General features: G+C 40.5%; 18 protein-coding genes and 1 other RNA gene. 10 read left to right on the top strand and 9 right to left on the bottom strand.

The features are described from left to right. Nucleotides 1–63 precede the first annotated feature (63 nt). Nucleotides 64–666, bottom strand: coding sequence for a DUF417 family protein (locus D8991_RS04980; RefSeq protein ID WP_120489065.1), 603 nt, complete (start codon nucleotides 664–666; stop codon nucleotides 64–66). An 85-nt stretch (nucleotides 667–751) separates the two neighbouring features. Further along, the gene (locus D8991_RS04975; RefSeq protein ID WP_120489064.1) at nucleotides 752–1,576 is read right to left on the bottom strand and encodes a helix-turn-helix domain-containing protein; all 825 of its coding nucleotides are present in this window, start codon (nucleotides 1,574–1,576) and stop codon (nucleotides 752–754) included. 482 nt (nucleotides 1,577–2,058) lie between these two features. Between D8991_RS04975 and D8991_RS04970 the strand changes: the two genes are divergently transcribed. The 5 genes from D8991_RS04970 (at nucleotide 2,059) to D8991_RS04950 (ending at nucleotide 6,715) form a co-directional block, all read left to right on the top strand. Next, entirely contained in the window at nucleotides 2,059–3,183 is a 1,125-nt protein-coding gene (locus tag D8991_RS04970; RefSeq protein ID WP_120489063.1) for an acyl-CoA dehydrogenase family protein, read from the top strand. A 15-nt stretch (nucleotides 3,184–3,198) separates the two neighbouring features. Continuing rightward, complete coding sequence (locus D8991_RS04965) at nucleotides 3,199–4,392, top strand: alanine dehydrogenase (RefSeq protein WP_120489062.1); 1,194 nt, start codon at nucleotides 3,199–3,201, stop codon at nucleotides 4,390–4,392. Between the two features lie 11 nt (nucleotides 4,393–4,403). Further along, the gene (locus D8991_RS04960; RefSeq protein WP_120489061.1) at nucleotides 4,404–4,781 is read left to right on the top strand and encodes a DUF4258 domain-containing protein; all 378 of its coding nucleotides are present in this window, start codon (nucleotides 4,404–4,406) and stop codon (nucleotides 4,779–4,781) included. A 77-nt stretch (nucleotides 4,782–4,858) separates the two neighbouring features. Further along, nucleotides 4,859–5,974, top strand: a complete 1,116-nt coding sequence (locus D8991_RS04955) for a 5-(carboxyamino)imidazole ribonucleotide synthase (protein WP_120489060.1) — start codon at nucleotides 4,859–4,861, stop codon at nucleotides 5,972–5,974. A gap of 27 nt (nucleotides 5,975–6,001) precedes the next feature. After that, a complete protein-coding gene (locus tag D8991_RS04950) occupies nucleotides 6,002–6,715 on the top strand; it encodes a 3-ketoacyl-ACP reductase (protein ID WP_120489059.1) in 714 nt (237 codons plus the stop codon). Between the two features lie 58 nt (nucleotides 6,716–6,773). Here the strand turns inward: D8991_RS04950 and D8991_RS04945 are convergent, their stop codons facing one another. The 4 genes from D8991_RS04945 to D8991_RS04930 form a co-directional block, all read right to left on the bottom strand. Further along, nucleotides 6,774–7,439 carry a LolA-like protein gene (locus D8991_RS04945; protein ID WP_120489058.1) on the bottom strand — a complete coding sequence of 222 codons (666 nt, stop codon included), beginning with the start codon at nucleotides 7,437–7,439 and terminating at the stop codon, nucleotides 6,774–6,776. A gap of 29 nt (nucleotides 7,440–7,468) precedes the next feature. Beyond that, the gene (gene kdsB / locus D8991_RS04940) at nucleotides 7,469–8,203 is read right to left on the bottom strand and encodes a 3-deoxy-manno-octulosonate cytidylyltransferase (RefSeq protein WP_120489057.1); all 735 of its coding nucleotides are present in this window, start codon (nucleotides 8,201–8,203) and stop codon (nucleotides 7,469–7,471) included. Nucleotides 8,204–8,281: 78 nt separating this feature from the next. Further along, a complete protein-coding gene (dacB, locus tag D8991_RS04935; protein WP_394364126.1) occupies nucleotides 8,282–9,727 on the bottom strand; it encodes a D-alanyl-D-alanine carboxypeptidase/D-alanyl-D-alanine endopeptidase in 1,446 nt (481 codons plus the stop codon). 198 nt (nucleotides 9,728–9,925) lie between these two features. Beyond that, complete coding sequence (locus D8991_RS04930; RefSeq protein ID WP_120489055.1) at nucleotides 9,926–11,089, bottom strand: THUMP domain-containing class I SAM-dependent RNA methyltransferase; 1,164 nt, start codon at nucleotides 11,087–11,089, stop codon at nucleotides 9,926–9,928. Between the two features lie 74 nt (nucleotides 11,090–11,163). On the opposite strand from D8991_RS04930, the gene D8991_RS04925 reads away from it, so the two are divergent. Next, nucleotides 11,164–11,889, top strand: a complete 726-nt coding sequence (locus tag D8991_RS04925) for a class I SAM-dependent DNA methyltransferase (protein WP_120489054.1) — start codon at nucleotides 11,164–11,166, stop codon at nucleotides 11,887–11,889. 198 nt (nucleotides 11,890–12,087) lie between these two features. Here D8991_RS04925 and D8991_RS04920 read toward each other — a convergent pair whose 3' ends face one another. Further along, the gene (locus D8991_RS04920; RefSeq protein WP_120489053.1) at nucleotides 12,088–12,381 is read right to left on the bottom strand and encodes a rhodanese-like domain-containing protein; all 294 of its coding nucleotides are present in this window, start codon (nucleotides 12,379–12,381) and stop codon (nucleotides 12,088–12,090) included. Nucleotides 12,382–12,534: 153 nt separating this feature from the next. Between D8991_RS04920 and queA the strand changes: the two genes are divergently transcribed. After that, a complete protein-coding gene (gene queA, locus D8991_RS04915) occupies nucleotides 12,535–13,584 on the top strand; it encodes a tRNA preQ1(34) S-adenosylmethionine ribosyltransferase-isomerase QueA (protein ID WP_120489052.1) in 1,050 nt (349 codons plus the stop codon). Nucleotides 13,585–13,735: 151 nt separating this feature from the next. Here the strand turns inward: queA and recG are convergent, their stop codons facing one another. Beyond that, entirely contained in the window at nucleotides 13,736–15,823 is a 2,088-nt protein-coding gene (gene recG / locus D8991_RS04910; RefSeq protein ID WP_120489703.1) for an ATP-dependent DNA helicase RecG, read from the bottom strand. Nucleotides 15,824–16,064: 241 nt separating this feature from the next. Here recG and D8991_RS04905 point away from each other — a divergent pair, with 241 nt between their 5' ends. The 3 genes from D8991_RS04905 to D8991_RS04895 are packed head-to-tail and all read left to right on the top strand — an operon-like array spanning nucleotide 16,065 to nucleotide 18,173. Beyond that, nucleotides 16,065–16,730, top strand: coding sequence for an ABC transporter ATP-binding protein (locus tag D8991_RS04905; RefSeq protein ID WP_120489051.1), 666 nt, complete (start codon nucleotides 16,065–16,067; stop codon nucleotides 16,728–16,730). 45 nt (nucleotides 16,731–16,775) lie between these two features. Continuing rightward, nucleotides 16,776–17,879 carry an Mrp/NBP35 family ATP-binding protein gene (locus tag D8991_RS04900; RefSeq protein WP_120489050.1) on the top strand — a complete coding sequence of 368 codons (1,104 nt, stop codon included), beginning with the start codon at nucleotides 16,776–16,778 and terminating at the stop codon, nucleotides 17,877–17,879. Nucleotides 17,880–17,912: 33 nt separating this feature from the next. After that, nucleotides 17,913–18,173, top strand: coding sequence for a NifU family protein (locus tag D8991_RS04895; protein ID WP_120489049.1), 261 nt, complete (start codon nucleotides 17,913–17,915; stop codon nucleotides 18,171–18,173). Nucleotides 18,174–18,237: 64 nt separating this feature from the next. Here D8991_RS04895 and ffs read toward each other — a convergent pair. Then, an RNA gene (ffs, locus tag D8991_RS04890) (signal recognition particle sRNA small type) lies at nucleotides 18,238–18,335 on the bottom strand. Nucleotides 18,336–18,367 lie beyond the last annotated feature (32 nt).

Raw genomic sequence — 18,367 nt, 5'->3', positions numbered from 1 at the left:
CAAAACACCCTCATCTATGATAAGGGTGTTTGGTGTTAACTAAATAAATATATATGAAAAACTCTACTTTCCTAATATCCTTTTGGCACTATCAGATGCTGCAATCAGCCCTCCTGCCATCATAATAATATCTTTCAGTACGAGCCTGCCTGCCCCTGAAAGGTAAGGGAAGCCGTAGTTGGGTGTAGGCAGGTCTCCTCCAAGGTTGGGTACATAGACTTCTGGTGTAGTGATGAGGAAAGAAAGGGTAACGATTGCCATTCCGAAAGTGAGCAGTCCGCCCCAGAACCCTACCTTTGGAAACCATATCCCAAGCAATACCAGAATACCGATGCTACAAATCATTGTTCCCAATCCGTAAGAGAATACATAAGTACCGTTTTCTTTGTGCCATTCTATATTGGCTTTTACCATTTTCCCTTCTGGGTTTTTGTGCAGTGTATATTCAGGGACAGATTTTCCTTCGTCATTCACTGCCATTTTCCCTGTATTGTGATAGAAAAAGCTCATAAAAGGGCTATTCGTTACAAAGGGTACAATGCCATCTGCCTCGTATTGGAAGGCTTTAAGCCCACCGATCCAAGCCATTACTATAAATATTGCAACTCTGATAAAGTTGATAAAATTCCTCTGTCCTGAGGCTACAAATTCTAAAAGATTTTTCATTGTATTGATGATTTTAATAAATGATGATGCAAAAATAATCCACTCTTCAGTCTTAAAGAATGGATAAAAAATGATATTACATAGACTATTTTGCCACTATGGAGATGCCTACATCTTCTCGAAACTTCTTTGGGGAGACGCCTGTTTCTTTCTTAAAATACCTGCTGAAATAGAATTCATCTTCAAAGTGTAGCTCCATAGCGATTTCCTTAATCGGCTTATAGGTAAGGTGCAGGAGTTTCTTTGCTTCAAGAACGATGCGCTCTTGAATGAGTTTAGAAGGGGACTTCCCGAAGTGTTTTTTTATCTTTTTTGAAAAGGTGTTGATAGACAAACCGAATTTCTCTGCATAGAAGCCCACCTCTCGCGTTTGCAGGTAGTGCTCTTCTAATATATTCTGGAAGTTGGTAATATTTTCAAAACTAAAATGCTCATCCAATGTTTCCACCTGCTGGAGCTGTTGTTTTTCCTTGCTACTGAGTGCTAAAATCAATTGTAGATAGGTCTTTACAATTGAAATATCATAATGATTTTGGAGGTCTATAAGGTTTTTCATCTTCTCGCAAATGCTGTTGATTTCCTCAAAAACCTCTTTATTTACACTGATAAAAGGCTGCTGATAGATATTATTAAAGAGTATTCCGTTGCAGGCTACCTCCTTTTTGTGATATTCTATGCAGTAGAAATCTCCGTGAAATTGCAGTGCAGTAATCTCTTTTGCTGTTGTTTCCTTCCATTTTATCACTTGGTAGGGGGTGAGGAAAATTAAATTCCTGCCACTGCATTTGTATTCTGTAAAGTCTATACTGAAACTCGCCTCCCCCTGAAAGATGAAGATAAAATAATAGGGTGCATTCACTCCTTCGGAAAGCACTTCTATACTCGGTTTATTGATAATGATAGCGTTCATTTTTCAAGAATCTAAAATCTAAAATACGCTCTAATTCCCCCCCTCCAATGAAGCTACAAATATATAAAATCATTAGTGAGCGGTAGGTAGTAAGCTTTTAGGCAGTAGTACAACTAATAAGCTCTTCTTTATGATAAAAAACGAATAATCTACTTATCATTAGCTCATAGTATGATATCATTTATTTATATTAATTGGTTGACAATTTATATTTTCTTGCAATTCACCTTTTTATTTTATAATTTTTTTTATTCTAAAAGAAATAATTTCTGAGTTTCCTTATTCTCCATAGGCTATGGTATAAGTGCTCCCCACGCAAGTGGGCTTCTTTACGAAAAGAAAAACACGCTCCACCAAGCCAGTAGCGAACAGCCAAAAGCCAGTAGCTAATTAAGATTGAGTGTATATAGAAGGTTTATTCTCTAAAAGTAGAGGCGGTCTGAAAAAAATATTTATTTTTGGTCGTCTAAAAAACGATAAAGATGGATAATATTAGGATTATCGCCGAAACGGCAAGAGACTTCGCAGAGAAAAACATCAGACCGCATATAATGGAGTGGGATGAGGCTCAGACCTTTCCCGTAGAACTTTTTAAAGAGCTCGGGCAGATGGGCTTTATGGGCATTATAGTCCCAGAAGAGTACGGCGGTTCTGGCTTGGGATACAATGAATATGTGGCGATTGTAGATGAGATTTCTCAGGTAGACCCCTCTATTGGGCTGTCGGTCGCGGCACATAATTCCCTTTGTACAAACCATATTTTTGAATTTGGAAATGAGGAACAGAAAAGGAAGTGGCTCCCTCAGCTCGCGTCTGGTAAAAGCATAGGTGCGTGGGGGCTTACCGAGCATAATTCGGGTTCGGATTCTGGAAGTATGAATACCACAGCTGTAAGAGATGGGGAGGATTGGGTCATCAACGGGGCTAAAAACTTTATTACCCATGCCATCAGCGGTGATATAGCAGTTGTGATGACGCGAACGGGAGAAAAAGGCACGAGGAATAATGCCACTGCTTTCGTTTTGGAAAAAGGTATGCCCAGCTTTTCGTCTGGTAAAAAGGAAAACAAGCTCGGTATGCGTGCTTCCGAAACAGCTGAGCTTATATTTGATAATGTGCGAGTGCCAGATTCTCACAGGTTAGGAGCGGTAGGCGAAGGCTTTAAGCAGGCGATGAAAATCTTAGATGGTGGGCGTATTTCTATTGCTGCCCTCAGCTTAGGCATTGCGAAAGGAGCTTACAAAGCAGCCCTTAAATACTCCAAAGAGCGGGAGCAGTTTGGCCAGCCCATCAATAAATTTCAGGCGGTTAATTTTATGCTTGCGGATATGGCTACCGAAATCGATGCATCCGAATTGTTGATTTACCGCGCTGCCGAGATGAAAATGGCAAATAAAGTAATGACAAAAGAAGGAGCAATGGCTAAGTATTATGCTTCTGAAGCCTGTGTACGAATTGCCAATAATGCTGTACAAATCTTCGGTGGATACGGTTACAGCAAAGAGTTTCCAGTGGAGAAATTCTACAGAGATTCGAAGCTCTGTACCATTGGTGAAGGCACATCAGAAATCCAGAAATTAGTTATTGGAAGAGAAATTTCAAGGTAAATAAAAATACACGAGATGAGCGGACAATCCATTTTCACACCATTTAAGGAAGAAGAACTCCTCCCAAAAGAAGAAAAGCTCGAGGTACTGAAAAAAGAAAGGAGATTCAGCATTGGAATCCCAAAAGAAACCTGTCTTAATGAGAGGCGCACCTGCATAACTCCAGATGCGGTACAGGTGCTCACCGCAGCGGGGCATAGCATCATTATAGAAGAGGGGGCGGGCAAAGGCTCATTCTTCACAGACCTGCAATATGCCGAAGCAGGTGCCAAAATTGTAAAAACCGCGAGGGAAGCCTTTCAGCAGAATTTAATTTTGAAAGTAAACCCTCCCACATTGGAGGAAATGGACTACCTAAAGCCTTGTTCCTATCTTGTTTCTGCCCTCCAAATCAATTTGAGAGATAAGGAATATTTCCAAAAACTCAGCGAAAAGAAAATAAATGCTATCGCTTTTGAATTTATACAGGATGAATACAAGCAGCTTGCTCTCGTTCGCCTCATTGGTGAGATTGCAGGCACGGCATCTATCCTCTACGCATCGGAATTATTGTCTTTATCTAATGGACTAATGCTCGGTGGTATTACGGGCGTTCGCCCTACCGAAGTAGTGGTTATAGGTGCGGGTATCGTAGGTGAGTTTGCTACCAAAGCCGCTATTGGGCTTGGTGCAAGCGTACGCGTATTTGATAACTCCCTCTCCAAGCTCAGAAGGCTTCATACCCTTGTTGATAGCCGTGTGCCCACCTCCATTATAGACCCGAAAGAGCTCGGTAAAGCCCTAAGACGGGCAGATGTGGTTATAGGAGCGCTCCCCCGCATTAATGCCTCTCCCGTAGTAACCGAAGATATGGTGAAGATGATGAAGAAAGGAAGCGTAATTATAGATGTAGCCATAGATAATGGTAAGGTCTTCGAGACTTCCGAGCTTACGACTATGGCAGAGCAATATATCGTAAAACACGATGTAATCCACTGCGGACTGCCCAACTTAACATCCAGAATGCCGAGAACTACAACCAAAGCCATCTCGAATTTCTTCCTGAGCTATATACTCGCTTATGATGAAGAAGGCGGACTGGAAAATATGCTCGTAAAAAATAATGAAATGAAGCAATCGCTCTATATGTACAAAGGCAGGCATACAAAGAAAATCATCTGCGACCGCTTTGACCTTACTTATCACGATATCAACCTTCTTATTTTTTAATCTACAACTCAATGCGCAAACTTAAATTCTACATTGCGGGGTTTATCCCAGGTCTGTTGCTCGTATTTTTTATTCTCAATCAGAAAGGAGCAAGCTGTAGTGGTTATCTTCCCAACAGCCGTGTTATCGCAGAAACACTAAGCAAAAAAATGATTTACAGTCCCGAGTTTCAAACCAAAATGCAGCGTCTTGGGATAGATGAAGCTAAGGTAAAAGACAGCATTATCCCACTTGGAGAGATTGACTTTGATAAAAGCGATGCCCAGAAAGAGCCTTGTCCAGAGTACTTGATGCTCTCACCAAAGGAAAATCCTCAGTACATCATTAGATTTAAGAAGTGTAAAGATGAGGTCTTTTTCCAGACATTAGAAAAAGTAAATAAGAAATAGAAAGGTTGTATCGAGAGCCTTTCCTTTTTAAAGATATTGAATAATAATATTTTAATCACGATAAAAAGTAAAATAGAATGAAAATAGGAATCTTAGGAGGCGGACAGCTCGGAAGAATGCTGATACAAGAGGCATTGAAATACGATGATGAGTTCTTCGTTCTTGACCCAAGCGAGGACTGTCCCTGTGCGAACATCGCCCATCATACAATAGGCGACTTTAATGATTATAATGAGGTCTTCAACTTTGGAAAAGATAAAGATATAGTTACCATAGAGATAGAGCATATTAATGTATGCGCCCTCGAAGACCTTGAAAAGCAAGGCGTAAAGGTAATCCCCAGCCCAAGTATCATTAAAACCATACAGCAGAAAATTCTCCAGAAGGAATTTTATAAAAATAACGGTATCCCAAGCCCAGATTTCTCAGTCTTCTGGGAAGGCGAGAGAAATCTCTCTGCTCTGAAGCCTCCATTTGTACAAAAAATGAACACAGGAGGTTATGATGGCAAAGGGGTACAAGTAATTAAAAACACCGATGAGCTTCTGAACTTCTGGCAAGCACCTTCGGTAGTGGAAGATTTGGTGGATATAGACAAGGAACTCTCCATTATCCTCGCAAAAAACGAAAAAGGCGAGGTAAAAGCTTTCCCCATCACTGAAATGGTGGCAGACCCCGAGCTTAACCTGTTGGATTTTAACATTTGCCCTGCAGATATTAGCCAGGATACAGAAAAACAGATAGAAGAAATTGCAAAAACCTTTATCCAAAGCGTAGAAGGTGCAGGGCTTTTTGCTATAGAGCTCTTCCTTGATAAAAAAGGTAAGGTCTGGGTAAATGAAACCGCTCCTAGACTTCATAACTCTGGACATCAGAGCCAAGAAGGGAACTTTAATTCCCAATTTGAGCAGTTCTATCGTGTGATTAAGAACCTCCCACTCGCAGATACTGAGGCTAAAGGTTTTTCGGGGATGCTCAACCTCGTTGGTGAAGTGGGCTATTCTGGAAAAGTGAAATACAATGGGTTAGAAGAAATTCTGAAGCTCCCCAAAACCTATGTACACCTCTATGGAAAGACAGAAACCAAACCTGGAAGAAAAATGGGGCATATTAATGTACTTGCAGACTCCAGGGAAGAGCTTATGGAGCGTCTTATCCACATTAAATCTTTAGTAAAAGTAGTATCTGAATAAAAAATCATCAATTAAAAGCAATAAAAAATGAATTTAGCAGGAAAAAATGCATTAATAACAGGTGGAGGTAGAGGTCTCGGCAAAGCTGTAGCCCTTGCCCTTGCAAAAGAAGGAGTAAATATCGGTATCACTGGTAGAAATGAAGCTAATTTGAAACAAGTAGCTGAAGAAATCAGAGCCCTTGGTGTAAAATCAGAGTATATTAGTTTTGATGTAAGCAATAGTACTGAAGTGGAGAGAGGAATTTCTGCAATTGTAGATAAGCTGGGTGGGATTGATATACTTATTAACAATGCAGGCATAGGAGAGTTTGGAAGTTTTGAAGAAATGCCTTCTGATACTTGGAAACAAATTATAGAGACCAATCTCTTTGGTGTATATTATGTAACGAAAGCGGTTCTTCCTTTCTTAAAAGCAAAATCTGAAGGAGATATTGTAAATGTAGCTTCTACAGCAGGGCTAAAAGGAGGTGCTAATATGTCTGCCTACGGAGCATCCAAAGCTGCTGTTATCTCTCTTTCTCAATCGCTAATGGCAGAGCTTCGGAAGTTTAATATCAGGGTATTTACCCTTACGCCAAGTACTATAGCATCGGATATGAGTATTAATACAGGGCTTACGGATGGTAATCCAGAGAAAGTACTACAGCCAGAAGACTTCGCAGAATGGGTGAGAGATATCTTAAAAATGAACCGACGCGCAATGATTGCCAATGGTTCTATTTTCTCCACCAATCCATAAAATAAAAGAGGCTTTTGCCTCTTTTGTTTTTATTCTCTAAGTGCTTGCCTTGCAAAGGTTAGAATTTAAAAGTATTTTCAGGGAGAACTCTATTGATGTCTATTTTATTGAGGATAATCACATATTCGGTATTTTGTTTTGGGTTTGAGCCTTCGATTCTAAAGGCAAAACTCAGGGTACCGACTTTCTTATAATCGGAATAAGTGATGATCTCCTCCTTTTTTATTTCCCTTAGGAGCATATAGGTTTCAGCATCGAAAAAATAGAGGGTTTTATTTACATTTTTGATGAGCTCAACCTTGTGGCAGAGAGTATTCCCGAGTTTCTCCTTCCCGAGATATTTTGCTGTAAAGCCTTTATTTTCCCAGTCTATAAAGTCGTTATCAAAATTTTCTGGTGTATAGTTTGGGTAGTCTTGGAGTTTGTTGGTCGCATAGTTCATTGCGTAGCCTTTCTTGCCATCAAACCCTTCAATAGGAGTTTCTTTTCTGTTGATAATGATACTCGTTTTGGTGAGATTAGGTCTTTGCTGATAGATTTTTATAGGGTATTCATCTTTAATACCAAGACTTACTTTTCCAGATAATATCACGGAATTGAGGAGCTTCCACTGGGTAAGTCCACCCGAGAGTTCTATATTTTTATCAATAATTTCCTTTGCCGTTTGTGCGTATAATAGGACAGATGAAATAGCAAGCAGGAAAGTAACAATAATATTCTTCATTAATAGAATTTTGGAGGTCCAAAAATAGTTTATTTTGATGAATTGATCATCGTTCTTGCCTTTTGAAGGTCTTCAGGAGTATCTATCCCTACACCGATGAAGTCGGTTTCAATCATTTTTATTTTCATTCCGTGCTCGAGGTACCGTATGGCTTCTATTTTTTCCCATTTTTCAAGAGGAGACATTTCCAAACTGCTAAATTTCAATAAGGCTTCTTTTCGGAAAGCATAAACCCCAATGTGCTTATAGTAGCTTACGGGTAATGATTTCTCTCTGTGATAAGGAATGGCTGAGCGGCTGAAATACATTGCAAAACCATCTAAATCGGTAATAACTTTTACATTATTGGGGTTTTGTATTTCTTCATCTTCATTGATTTTTATCTTTAATGAAGCCAATGAAATCTCTTTTTTCAGGTCTTGGTAGAAGACTTCAATCAGTTTTTTTAGTGGTTCGGTTTTCAGGAAAGGCTCATCTCCCTGTACATTCACTACGATATCGCAATCTATATTCTGAATAGCCTCTGCTATGCGGTCGCTTCCTGTTTCGTGTTGCCCAGTCATCACCGCTTTACCACCGATATTTTTTATTTCATCAAATATCAATAGAGAATCTGTTGCTACGAATACATCATCAAAGAGTCCTGTATCTACCACATTCTGATAAGTAGTTGCGATGACGGTTTTCTCTCCCAGCATTTGCATTAGTTTCGCTGGGAAGCGGCTTGCTTCGTATCGGGCAGGGATTACGGCTATTATTTTCATTCTTTAATGGATATTTAGGAGATAAAAAAAGGATAATAGATTTTCATTATCCTTTTTTCTATGAGCAAAATTTTTGATTTATAAGTTCATCGCGGGAGCTAAAAGGCTTTCCATTCTGGATTTTACCTGTGCTACGCTACCATTGTAATTATTAATCATCAATGAGAAGGCAAGCGTTTTTCCAGAATTTGTTTTGAGGTAGCCTGCTAAGGTTTTCACTCGGTTGAGCGTTCCTGTTTTTGCAAAGACCTGACCATAACCAGCGCCTGAAAACGACCTTTTAAGCGTCCCTGATTGTCCTCCGATAGGTAACGACTCAAAGTAATCCTTAAAATAAGGTTCTTTCATCAGTTTCGTCAGGAATTTTACTTGAGAGATAGGCGTTACGGCATTGCTTCGTGAGAGTCCGCTGCCATCAAAGTAAGTTAAGCCTTCCATATCAAAACCATTATCTTGGAGGTGATTTCTTACAGCTTCTCTACCCGCTTCTAAAGTCTGATTTCCATATTTCTGGAAACCACAAGTACGGAGGAGCGCTTCTGCAAGGGCATTATCACTCCTTTGGTTGGTATCATAAACTATATCTTTTAGCAGTGGAGATTTATAAGCCGTAATCAAATTTCTCTTCTCTGGCTCTTTATCGATCATTTTTGGGCTTACTTTTCCCGTTACCCCAATCCCTGTTTTAACGAGTGTCGTCCTAAGATTATTTGCGAGATAAGCAGGGGCTTCTGCTATTTTTGAAGTTACGATATCACCATTAAACTCGCTACTAAAAGACATTTTCCCAGTAAAAGGAGATACATAGAAGTACCTTTTTTCACTGTTGTTAAACCAACTTTTACCTTTAGCTACGGATTGTTCTTTTTGCGGATCCACATCGGCAGTAGCACCAGCGGGAAGATAATAATTCCCGTGCTCTATCCAAACGATTCCTTCGGGTAAAATATCTCTTTTATTGTCTTTGAATACTGCAGTTTGGATGATAATATCTCCATTAATTTTTCTTATTCCTTTTTCGGAGATTGCCCGTTTAAATTCACTAACCAATGCACTATACCTCAATGCACCTGCTTTGCCCGTCCCAAGCGATGGGTCTCCACTTCCTACGATGTAAAGGTTACCGTTCAGCACTCCATTATCATCGATTTCACCAGAATATTCCAGCTGGGTAGTCCATTTAAATTTAGTTCCGAGGAGTGCTACTGCGGCTTCTGTGGTGAGCAGTTTTGTTGTAGATGCAGGGATGAGCGGCGTAGTTTCGTTGTACGAGTTAATGATATTCCCCGTCTTTGGGTCGTAGATTACAAATCCCCAGTTGGCATCTTTCAGCACGGGGTCGCACAGCATATTATTCACCCCAAAATCTACCAATTGCTTTGGAGATAGGCTGCTAATAAAAGCATCTTCTATCCTTTCTGAAAAGAAATTTCCAGCATTGGGGATGGTAAGAGACTGCGTTTGCCCGAAAGCCATCGTAGCTGTGATGATGGATAATCCCGCATATAAATTTTTAAATCTCATCATATCAATAAGTTTTTGAAGATTAAAACAAAATCCAACCACTTCCTTTTGTGGTATTATCGGATAAAGAACAAGCAAAAATAGCTAAATATTGTATAGAAGGTGGGTAGCAAGCTAATAAATTACACTTAAATATTGTTAAACACTGTTAATTTCAAGCCTCTTCACCCAACAAAACACCCATCTGAGCCCTCCTTTTTATTGTTCAGCGGAGCGGTGAGCTTTCTTCGTGCCTTCGTACATTTCGTATTGTAGGAATCGGGTTTCGAGCTTGCCGTTAAAGAGCTTAATCTTCCTTGAAGGTCGTAAGCCGATTTTTTTCACCGCTTCCAAGTCCGAACTAATAAGCCACGCGAGCGTATTGGGATACTTATTCTTAAATGTATCACCTATTTTCTTGTAGAAGTCGTCTTGTTTTATGCTGATTCGCTCATCATACGGAGGATTGAAGACGATAAGCAGTGGGAAAACTTCCTTTTGGCTCTCGAAGAAGTTTTGTTTTCGCACTTCTATTACATCTTCCATTTCTGCGTTTTCTATATTTTTTTTGGCGTGGGAGAGCATTTTCGGGTCTATATCATAACCGATGATTTTCCCGCTAAATTCTTTTATCCGAGCTATTCGGAATTCTTTTATTTTTTTAAAGAGCTCGGCATCGTAATTCCTCCAATTCTGGAAGGCAAATCCCTTCCTAAAAATCTGTGCTGGCAGTTCCATTGCCATCATTGCGGCTTCTATCAGGAGGGTTCCGCTCCCGCACATTGGGTCTAGGAAATTTCCTTTTCCGTCCCAGCCCGCTAGGTGGAGCATTCCTGCGGCGAGAATTTCATTCAGTGGCGCCTCGCCCTGCTCTCTTCTGTATCCCCGCTTATACAATGGCTCGCCGGAGGAGTCAAGCGAGATGGTAACCAAGTCCCTATCGATATGAAGGTTGAGTTTAATCTCTGGATTTTGAGTGCTAATATTCGGCCGTTTATGATATTTTTTCTCGAAGAAATCCACAATTGCGTCTTTCATTTTCAGCGTCATAAATCTCGAATGCCTAAACCGCTCCGAATGCACCGTAGCATCTATTGCAAATGTTTGGCTTAGCTTCAGATACTCATCCCAAGGGAATTTTAGTAATTTTTGGTAGAATTTATCTTCATTAAATGCCCGAAACTCAAAAATCGGTACCAGGATTTTCATCGCCAATCGCGAAGAGTAGTTGATTTTGTAAAGGAAACCTAAATCGCCCTCACAAGTAACCGCGCGGGTTTTTATTTCCACATTTTTCCCCCCGAGTTTTTTCACCTCCTCTGCAAGGGCTTCTTCCAATCCGAAAAGCGTTTTTATCTGGATTTGTAGGTCTTCTGTCTTCATTTCGGTTTATATTTTTCGCTGTTCCTTGTACGAACATTTGTTTTTCATTGGGCAAAAATAACTAATTTCGTGCTATGGAATGGTTTGAATCGTGGTTCGACACACCGTATTACCACATCCTCTACAGCAATAGAGACTATACAGAAGCAGAAATTTTCATCAAAAAACTAATGAATATTCTCCAACTTCCGAAGGGGGATAAAGTCATCGATTTGGCTTGTGGGAAAGGTAGGCACTCAATCTTCCTCAGCAAAATGGGATATCAAGTTCTAGGATTGGATCTTTCGCAGCAGAGCATCGCACATAATAAGCGCTTCGAGAGCCCTTCGCTGCACTTCCAAGTGCACGATATGAGGTGTGCCCTCCCTACCTCTGATGCCGATGCCGTCCTCAACCTCTTCACCAGCTTTGGGTATTTCCAAACAGAGGAGGAGGACTTGCGCGTCTTTACTTCTGTGCATCAAGGGCTAAAAACTGGCGGTGTTTTCATTTTAGATTACTTAAACAAAGGTTTCGTAGAGCAGGATTTTAAAGAAAATTCTACCGAAAAAAGGGGCGAAATCCTCTTCCACATCCATAAAAAAATCGAGGATCATTATGTAGTGAAGACGATTAATTTCTCCGATGCTGGGCAAGATTTTGAATTTACCGAGCGAGTAAAGCTCCACACGCCAGAGCAAATAAACCAATACGCCAAATCTACTGGTTTTGAAAGGATAAAAGTCTGGGGAGATTATCACCTTAATGAATTTAATCAGCATTCCTCCCCCCGATGTATCAATTACTTCGTAAAAAAATAAACAATCAGACTACTAAAATATAGTCTTTGTTTTAACAATTAAACAAAGGAAAGTCTGCTTGGAAATTTAAGTTTTTCATTTTGTGATTCTAGAATGTTCACTCTTGGGTTTAATTATGAACTATTCCAATAATATTTTTATCAAATAAAATCTCTGTATATAAGGTACAGAGATTTTATTTTCTAATTGAAATCGGGTTTACAAATTCTCAAGGGTTTCTCTAAAACTTGCAAAACCACCGCCGTTGTAGCCATTCTTTAGTCCTTGGCTTTGGAGGTATTCCAGCGCTTTGGTGCTCCTCCCGCCACTTTTGCAGATTATAATGGTATTGGTCTCGTTATCCTTGCTCAGGATTTCATCTTTACGGCTTTCTACCTCACCGAGAGGGATGTTTTCTGCCCCTTCTACGCTGCCGTCCATTTCCAATTCTAATGGCTCGCGAACATCGATTACACGGTAATTTCCCGATTTCAAAATTTCTACTAATGACATATTATTTTTATTTAAAATTTAATTCGGGTAAAGATACATATTATTTTTTACTTAAAAATGGAGATTCAAAATGCATATTCTACAAAAAAATTGACAAACGATATTTTAATATAGTATATTTGCAGGCTAAATTTTAAACCGTAATTTAAAAAGATGAAGACATCAGACTTTAATTTCCATCTGCCTGCTGAACTATTGGCAGAACACCCTTCCACCCACAGAGACGATGCACGATTAATGGTGCTCAACAGAAGAAACCAAACTATAGAGCATAAACTCTTTAAAGATGTTATAGACTATTTTGATGAAAATGACCTTTTCATCTTTAATAATACAAAAGTGTTCCCCGCAAGGCTCTATGGAAATAAGGAAAAAACAGGAGCTAAAATAGAAGTATTCCTCCTCAGGGAGCTCGACAAAGAAAATCGTATTTGGGATGTACTGGTAGACCCTGCAAGGAAAATCAGAATAGGGAATAAACTCTTCTTTACCGAAGATGAATCCTTAGTAGCCGAGGTAATAGATAATACCACATCAAGAGGGAGAACGCTCAGATTCTTATATGAAGGTTCGCACGAGGAGTTTCGCGCGAAGCTCACCGAACTCGGAGAAACGCCTCTCCCTAAATACATCAAAAGAGCCGTAGAACCAGAAGATGCTGAGAGATATCAAACCATCTATGCGAAATACGAAGGTGCAGTAGCAGCACCTACGGCAGGCCTGCACTTCTCTAAACACTTGATGAAACGAATGGAGATTAAGGGAATTAATTTCGCGGAGGTTACGCTTCATGTGGGCTTAGGAACTTTCAATCCGATAGAAGTGGAGGACCTTTCCAAACACAAAATGGAGAGCGAAGAAGCGATGATAGATGAAGAAAACGCTGCTATTATCAATAAAGCAGTGGATGAAAATAGAAAAATTTGTGCTGTAGGTACTACTACGATGAGGACTTTGGAATCTTCTGTATCATCTAACAGAAAGGTGAGTCCATACCATGGCTGGACGAATAAGTTTATCTATCCGCCGTATGATTTTGGTGTTGCTACTTCTATGATTACAAACTTCCACACCCCGAAATCTACCCTTATAATGATGATTGCGGCTTTTGCGGGTAAAGATTTCGTAATGGAAGCCTACGAGGAAGCCATTAGAGAGAAATATAAATTCTACTCCTACGGAGATGCAATGCTGATTATATAATATCGGAACTCAATGATAAGAAAAGATACAGACTTAGCGCTGTATCTTTTTTGTTTTAATAGGGCTTTAATAGTTCATTGTACTAATGTACCTCCTCTCGCATTATCACTAAGTGCTCCCCACGCCAGTGGGTGCCTCGCCGGCTACGGCGTTAGGAGATTTTTCCCCATTTCTGTTGTCTTCTGAAGTTTTTTGCGAGGAAGTCTTTCATTATTTTATGCTGAGGCAGGGAGAGGAGGGGGTCTGAGATTAGGATTTTATCTACGACGGTTTTAGAGGTTTTAATGATTTTAGCATCGGTTACGAGGTTGAGTTTCTTGAAATCTACCACACCACTTTGCTGAGTACCGAGAATATCGCCTGGACCACGAAGCTGCATATCTACTTCGGATATTTTGAAGCCGTCGTTGGTTTCGCACATTGTTTTGATTCGTTTTCGTCCATCGGGTGAGAGTTTATCGGAAGTCATCAGTATGCAGAAGCTCTGCTCGGCACCTCTACCGACTCTCCCTCTTAGCTGGTGGAGCTGAGAGAGCCCAAATCGTTCGGCATTTTCTATAATCATCACTGAGGCATTGGGTACATTTACACCGACTTCTATTACGGTAGTGGCAACCATTATTTGCGCATCTCCCGAAGCGAAATACTGCATATTTTCGTCTTTTTCGGTGGGCTTCATCTTTCCGTGAACCATCGTTACATTATAGTCCTTAAAGAATTCTGCTACCTGCTCGTAGCCTGCCATCAGGTTTTTATAGTCTAATGTTTCGGACTCCTCAATTAGTGGATATACGAAATATATTTGCCTGCCTTTTTGTATTTCTCCCTTTGCGAAGTTGAATACCGAAAGCCTGTCTGCCTCCCTTCTATGAGCGGTGATAATGGGCTTTCTACCCACTGGAAGCTCATCTATAACGGATACATCGAGGTCTGAATAGAAACTCATTGCGAGCGTTCTTGGGATGGGGGTTGCCGTCATTACCAAAATGTGTGGAGGCGGGTTGTTTTTTGCCCATAGCCTTGCCCGCTGTGCTACGCCAAATCTGTGCTGCTCATCTATAATTGCCAGCCCGAGGTTTTTAAACTGTACAGGGTCTTCCAGTACAGCGTGCGTACCGATGAGTATGGATAGCTCGCCAGATTGCAGTTCTTCGTGTATTTCTCTTCGCTCTGCAGTTTTTGTAGAGCCCGTGAGGAGTTTTACCTTTATTTCTGTATCTTTTAACAGGTCTGAAATCCCATTGAAATGCTGTTGTGCGAGGATTTCCGTAGGTGCCATTAGCACGGCTTGGAAGCCATTATCAATCGCTATAAGCATAGAGAGCAGGGAGACCATCGTCTTGCCAGAGCCTACATCGCCTTGCAGGAGCCTGTTCATTTGTATTGGTTTTTTCATATCACTGCGGATTTCCTTTAAGACTTTTTTCTGTGCATTGGTAAGCTCAAAAGGAAGGTGATTCTGGTAGAAATCATTGAAGTAATCTCCTACAATTGGAAAAGGATTCCCCACTGCTGATATATGATGTCTCTGCTTTTTTAGTGCATAGCTGAGCTGAAAGAAAAAGGCTTCTTCAAACTTCAATCGGTTCTCGGCATTGTTGAAATGCTCGATATCCTTAGGAAAATGAATATTGAGATAAGTGAGCTGGCGAGGCATCAGGTTGAGGGCTTTCATCAGCTCATTGGGTAGGTTCTCTTGTATGAGGTTGGGGATTTCTTGGCAAATGCTCCTGAGTACTGTCTGGAAAAACTTTTGGTTAAGCCCTCGTTTTGTGAGCTTCTCCGAGCTTGGATAAATCGGTCGTAGGCGATTTTCTCCCTCATCTTTCCCGATGGGTTCTATCTCTGGGTGAGGCATAGAAAAGTGCTGATTAAAGACATTTACCCGACCAAAAATGTACAACTCCCTGTGCTGAGGAATCTGCTCCTTTAACCAATTAGAATATTGGAACCATACTAAGTCCATAGCTCCTGTTTCGTCTATAAACTGTGCGGTTAGCCGTTTGGTTTTTCCTGTTTTCACCTCTTGGAGGTGGGTTATTTTCCCTTTCAGCCGTATTTCGAGGGTGTTGTTTTCAGTCAGCTCTCGGATTTTATAGATTTTACTTTTATCCACATAGCGAATGGGGTAGAAGTTAAGTAAATCCTCCACCGTTTCTATGCCCAGTACCGATTTTATGAGCTTTGCTCTCTCGCTACCGATACCTTTTAAAAATTCTATCCGAGTGTCTAATGCTATCATCCCAGCAAAATTGAGCGCCGAATTTCGGAAAAAATATCCAAATGGGTAGCACAGCTTCCAGCTGAGGGATCTATCCACTCGCGTGGGGATCCTTTATTTTTAAGTTCATCATCTGCGAGGTGCGTGAGGGGATTTGTGGCAAGAGTTTTAAAAGAAAAATCCTTCGCTTAAAACCTCAAGCCTACTGCTTATCACTTATAAGTTGCAAAGCGAATAAAAAAAACATACTTTTGGGGCTATGATTGTAGCAAAGAATATCCATAAATTCTACGGAGATTTAGAGGTACTGAAAGGCGTAGATATACATATAAAAGAAGGAGAAGTGGTCTCCATAGTAGGGGAGTCGGGAGCGGGGAAATCTACTCTTTTGCAGATTCTTGGGACATTAGACCTGCCGAGCAATCCTCAGCTGTATGGTACTGAGATTAGCATTGCCGAGCAATCTTTCCTCACGATGAAAGATAAGGAACTCTCCAAATTCAGAAATAAAAATATAGGCTTTGTTTTTCAGTTTCATCAGCTCTTGCCAGAATTTACGGCACTGGAAAATGTAGTCTTACCGATTAGAATCTCTGGCAACAAGTGGAATGATTATATCGATAAAGCCCTTACTCTGTTTGAAGATTTGAAAATTATAGACAGGCTCCACCATAAGCCAAATCAGCTCTCAGGAGGGGAAGCACAGAGGGTTGCCGTAGCCCGTGCACTTATTAATTCTCCAAAAATTATCTTTGCCGACGAGCCTACGGGAAACCTCGACTCTAAAAATGCAGATGACCTGCATCATCTGTTCTTTGATTTGAGGGATAAATACAATCAGACCTTCGTCATTGTAACCCATAATAAAGAACTTGCAGAGATTACCGACAGGAAGCTGGTGATGAAGGATGGGCTTATCATTTAAAGTGAAAGAAATACTGTATATTTGTAATTAAATTTTAAAAATAAGATGTTGACGAAAGCAAAAATTCAGGACTTCCTGAAAGAAATAGAAGTAGATGACCTCGTGCATAACATACAGATTATGGGTGATGATGTGTATATTGATATGACAGCACACTCCCCAGCAATGCACGAAAAGAAAAAGTTAGAAGTAGCAATGAAGCAGGCCTTCACTGCAGAATTTGGAGAGAATATCAACCTTAAACTGAAAATCAATTCCCCTGAGCCATCAGAAGTTCAGAAGAATCAGATTAAAGGAAAAGAAATTCCAGGTATTAAGAATATCATTGCCATAGCTTCAGGAAAAGGAGGCGTAGGTAAATCTACCGTAGCAGCAAACCTTGCTGTAACTTTGGCTAAGATGGGCTTCCAAGTAGGACTGTTGGATGCCGATATCTACGGTCCCTCTATCCCTACAATGTTTGATACCGTAGGAGAAAAACCTTTCTCGGTAAATGTAAATGGTAAAAACCTGATGCAACCATTGGAAAACTATGGTGTAAAAATACTCTCTATTGGATATTTTTCTGGTTCTAACCAAGCTGTAGTGTGGAGAGGACCAATGGCATCCAAAGCGCTTCAGCAACTTATCCGTGATGCTAATTGGGGTGAGCTGGATTTCCTCCTTGTAGACCTGCCACCAGGTACGGGAGATATTCACCTGTCCATCGTTCAGGAAGTGCCGGTTACAGGAGCGGTTATCGTGAGCACTCCACAGCATGTAGCTCTTGCAGATGTGAAGAAAGGTATCGCTATGTTTACAATGGAGAGCATCAATATCCCTGTATTGGGGCTTATAGAGAATATGTCTTACTTCACTCCTGAGGAGCTTCCGAATAATAAATACTATATTTTTGGTAAGGAAGGAGCTCAGAACCTAGCCAGAGATTTAAATATTCCAGTGCTTGGAGAGATTCCTCTTATTCAGAGTGTGAGAGAGTCGGGAGATGTGGGCAGACCTGCAGCATTACAAGAAGGAACATTGGTAGCAAATATCTATAAGGAAACTGCACAGAATATGGTGGAAAGCCTTGTAGAGAGAAATACTAATCTACCACCTACCGAAGCGGTAAAGATTACCACTATGGCAGGTTGCTCTACTAAAAAATAATTTTGTAAAATTGCAAATTCAAACAATAATTTTATGAGAAAAGAGAAAGACCTTGAGGAACACGAAGAAACGGTAACGAGAGTCCTCGAAGCATTGGAAAGTATCCGTCCATTCTTACATAAAGATGGTGGGGATATAGAACTGATAGATGTAGTAGACGATAAGGTCTATGTAAGGCTTCTCGGGAACTGCAACGGTTGCCCTGTGAGTTTCTCTACTATGAAGCTCGGTGTAGAGACCACCATTAAGCAAATGGCACCGGAGATAAATGAAGTTCTAAGTGTAGAAGGATAGACACAGAAAAAGCGAACTCTGAGAAGTTCGCTTTTTTGTATCAATCTGAACAAAGGGAAATAAAAAATGGCAAGCTACCTAAATCACACCGCTACGACCGATTACCTTTGCTGCGTTCCCACCCTGGAGGATTCTCAGGAGCTGGTTGTTTAGGACTTGCCGGTGCAAATATAAATCAAAAATTCAAAAAACAA

This window comes from Bergeyella cardium, assembly GCF_003614945.1.
In the GTDB taxonomy this organism is placed as follows: Bacteria; Bacteroidota; Bacteroidia; order Flavobacteriales; family Weeksellaceae; genus Bergeyella_A; species Bergeyella_A cardium.
Note: the sequence above shows the minus strand (reverse complement) of the source record. Positions and strands in the feature narration are given on the sequence as shown.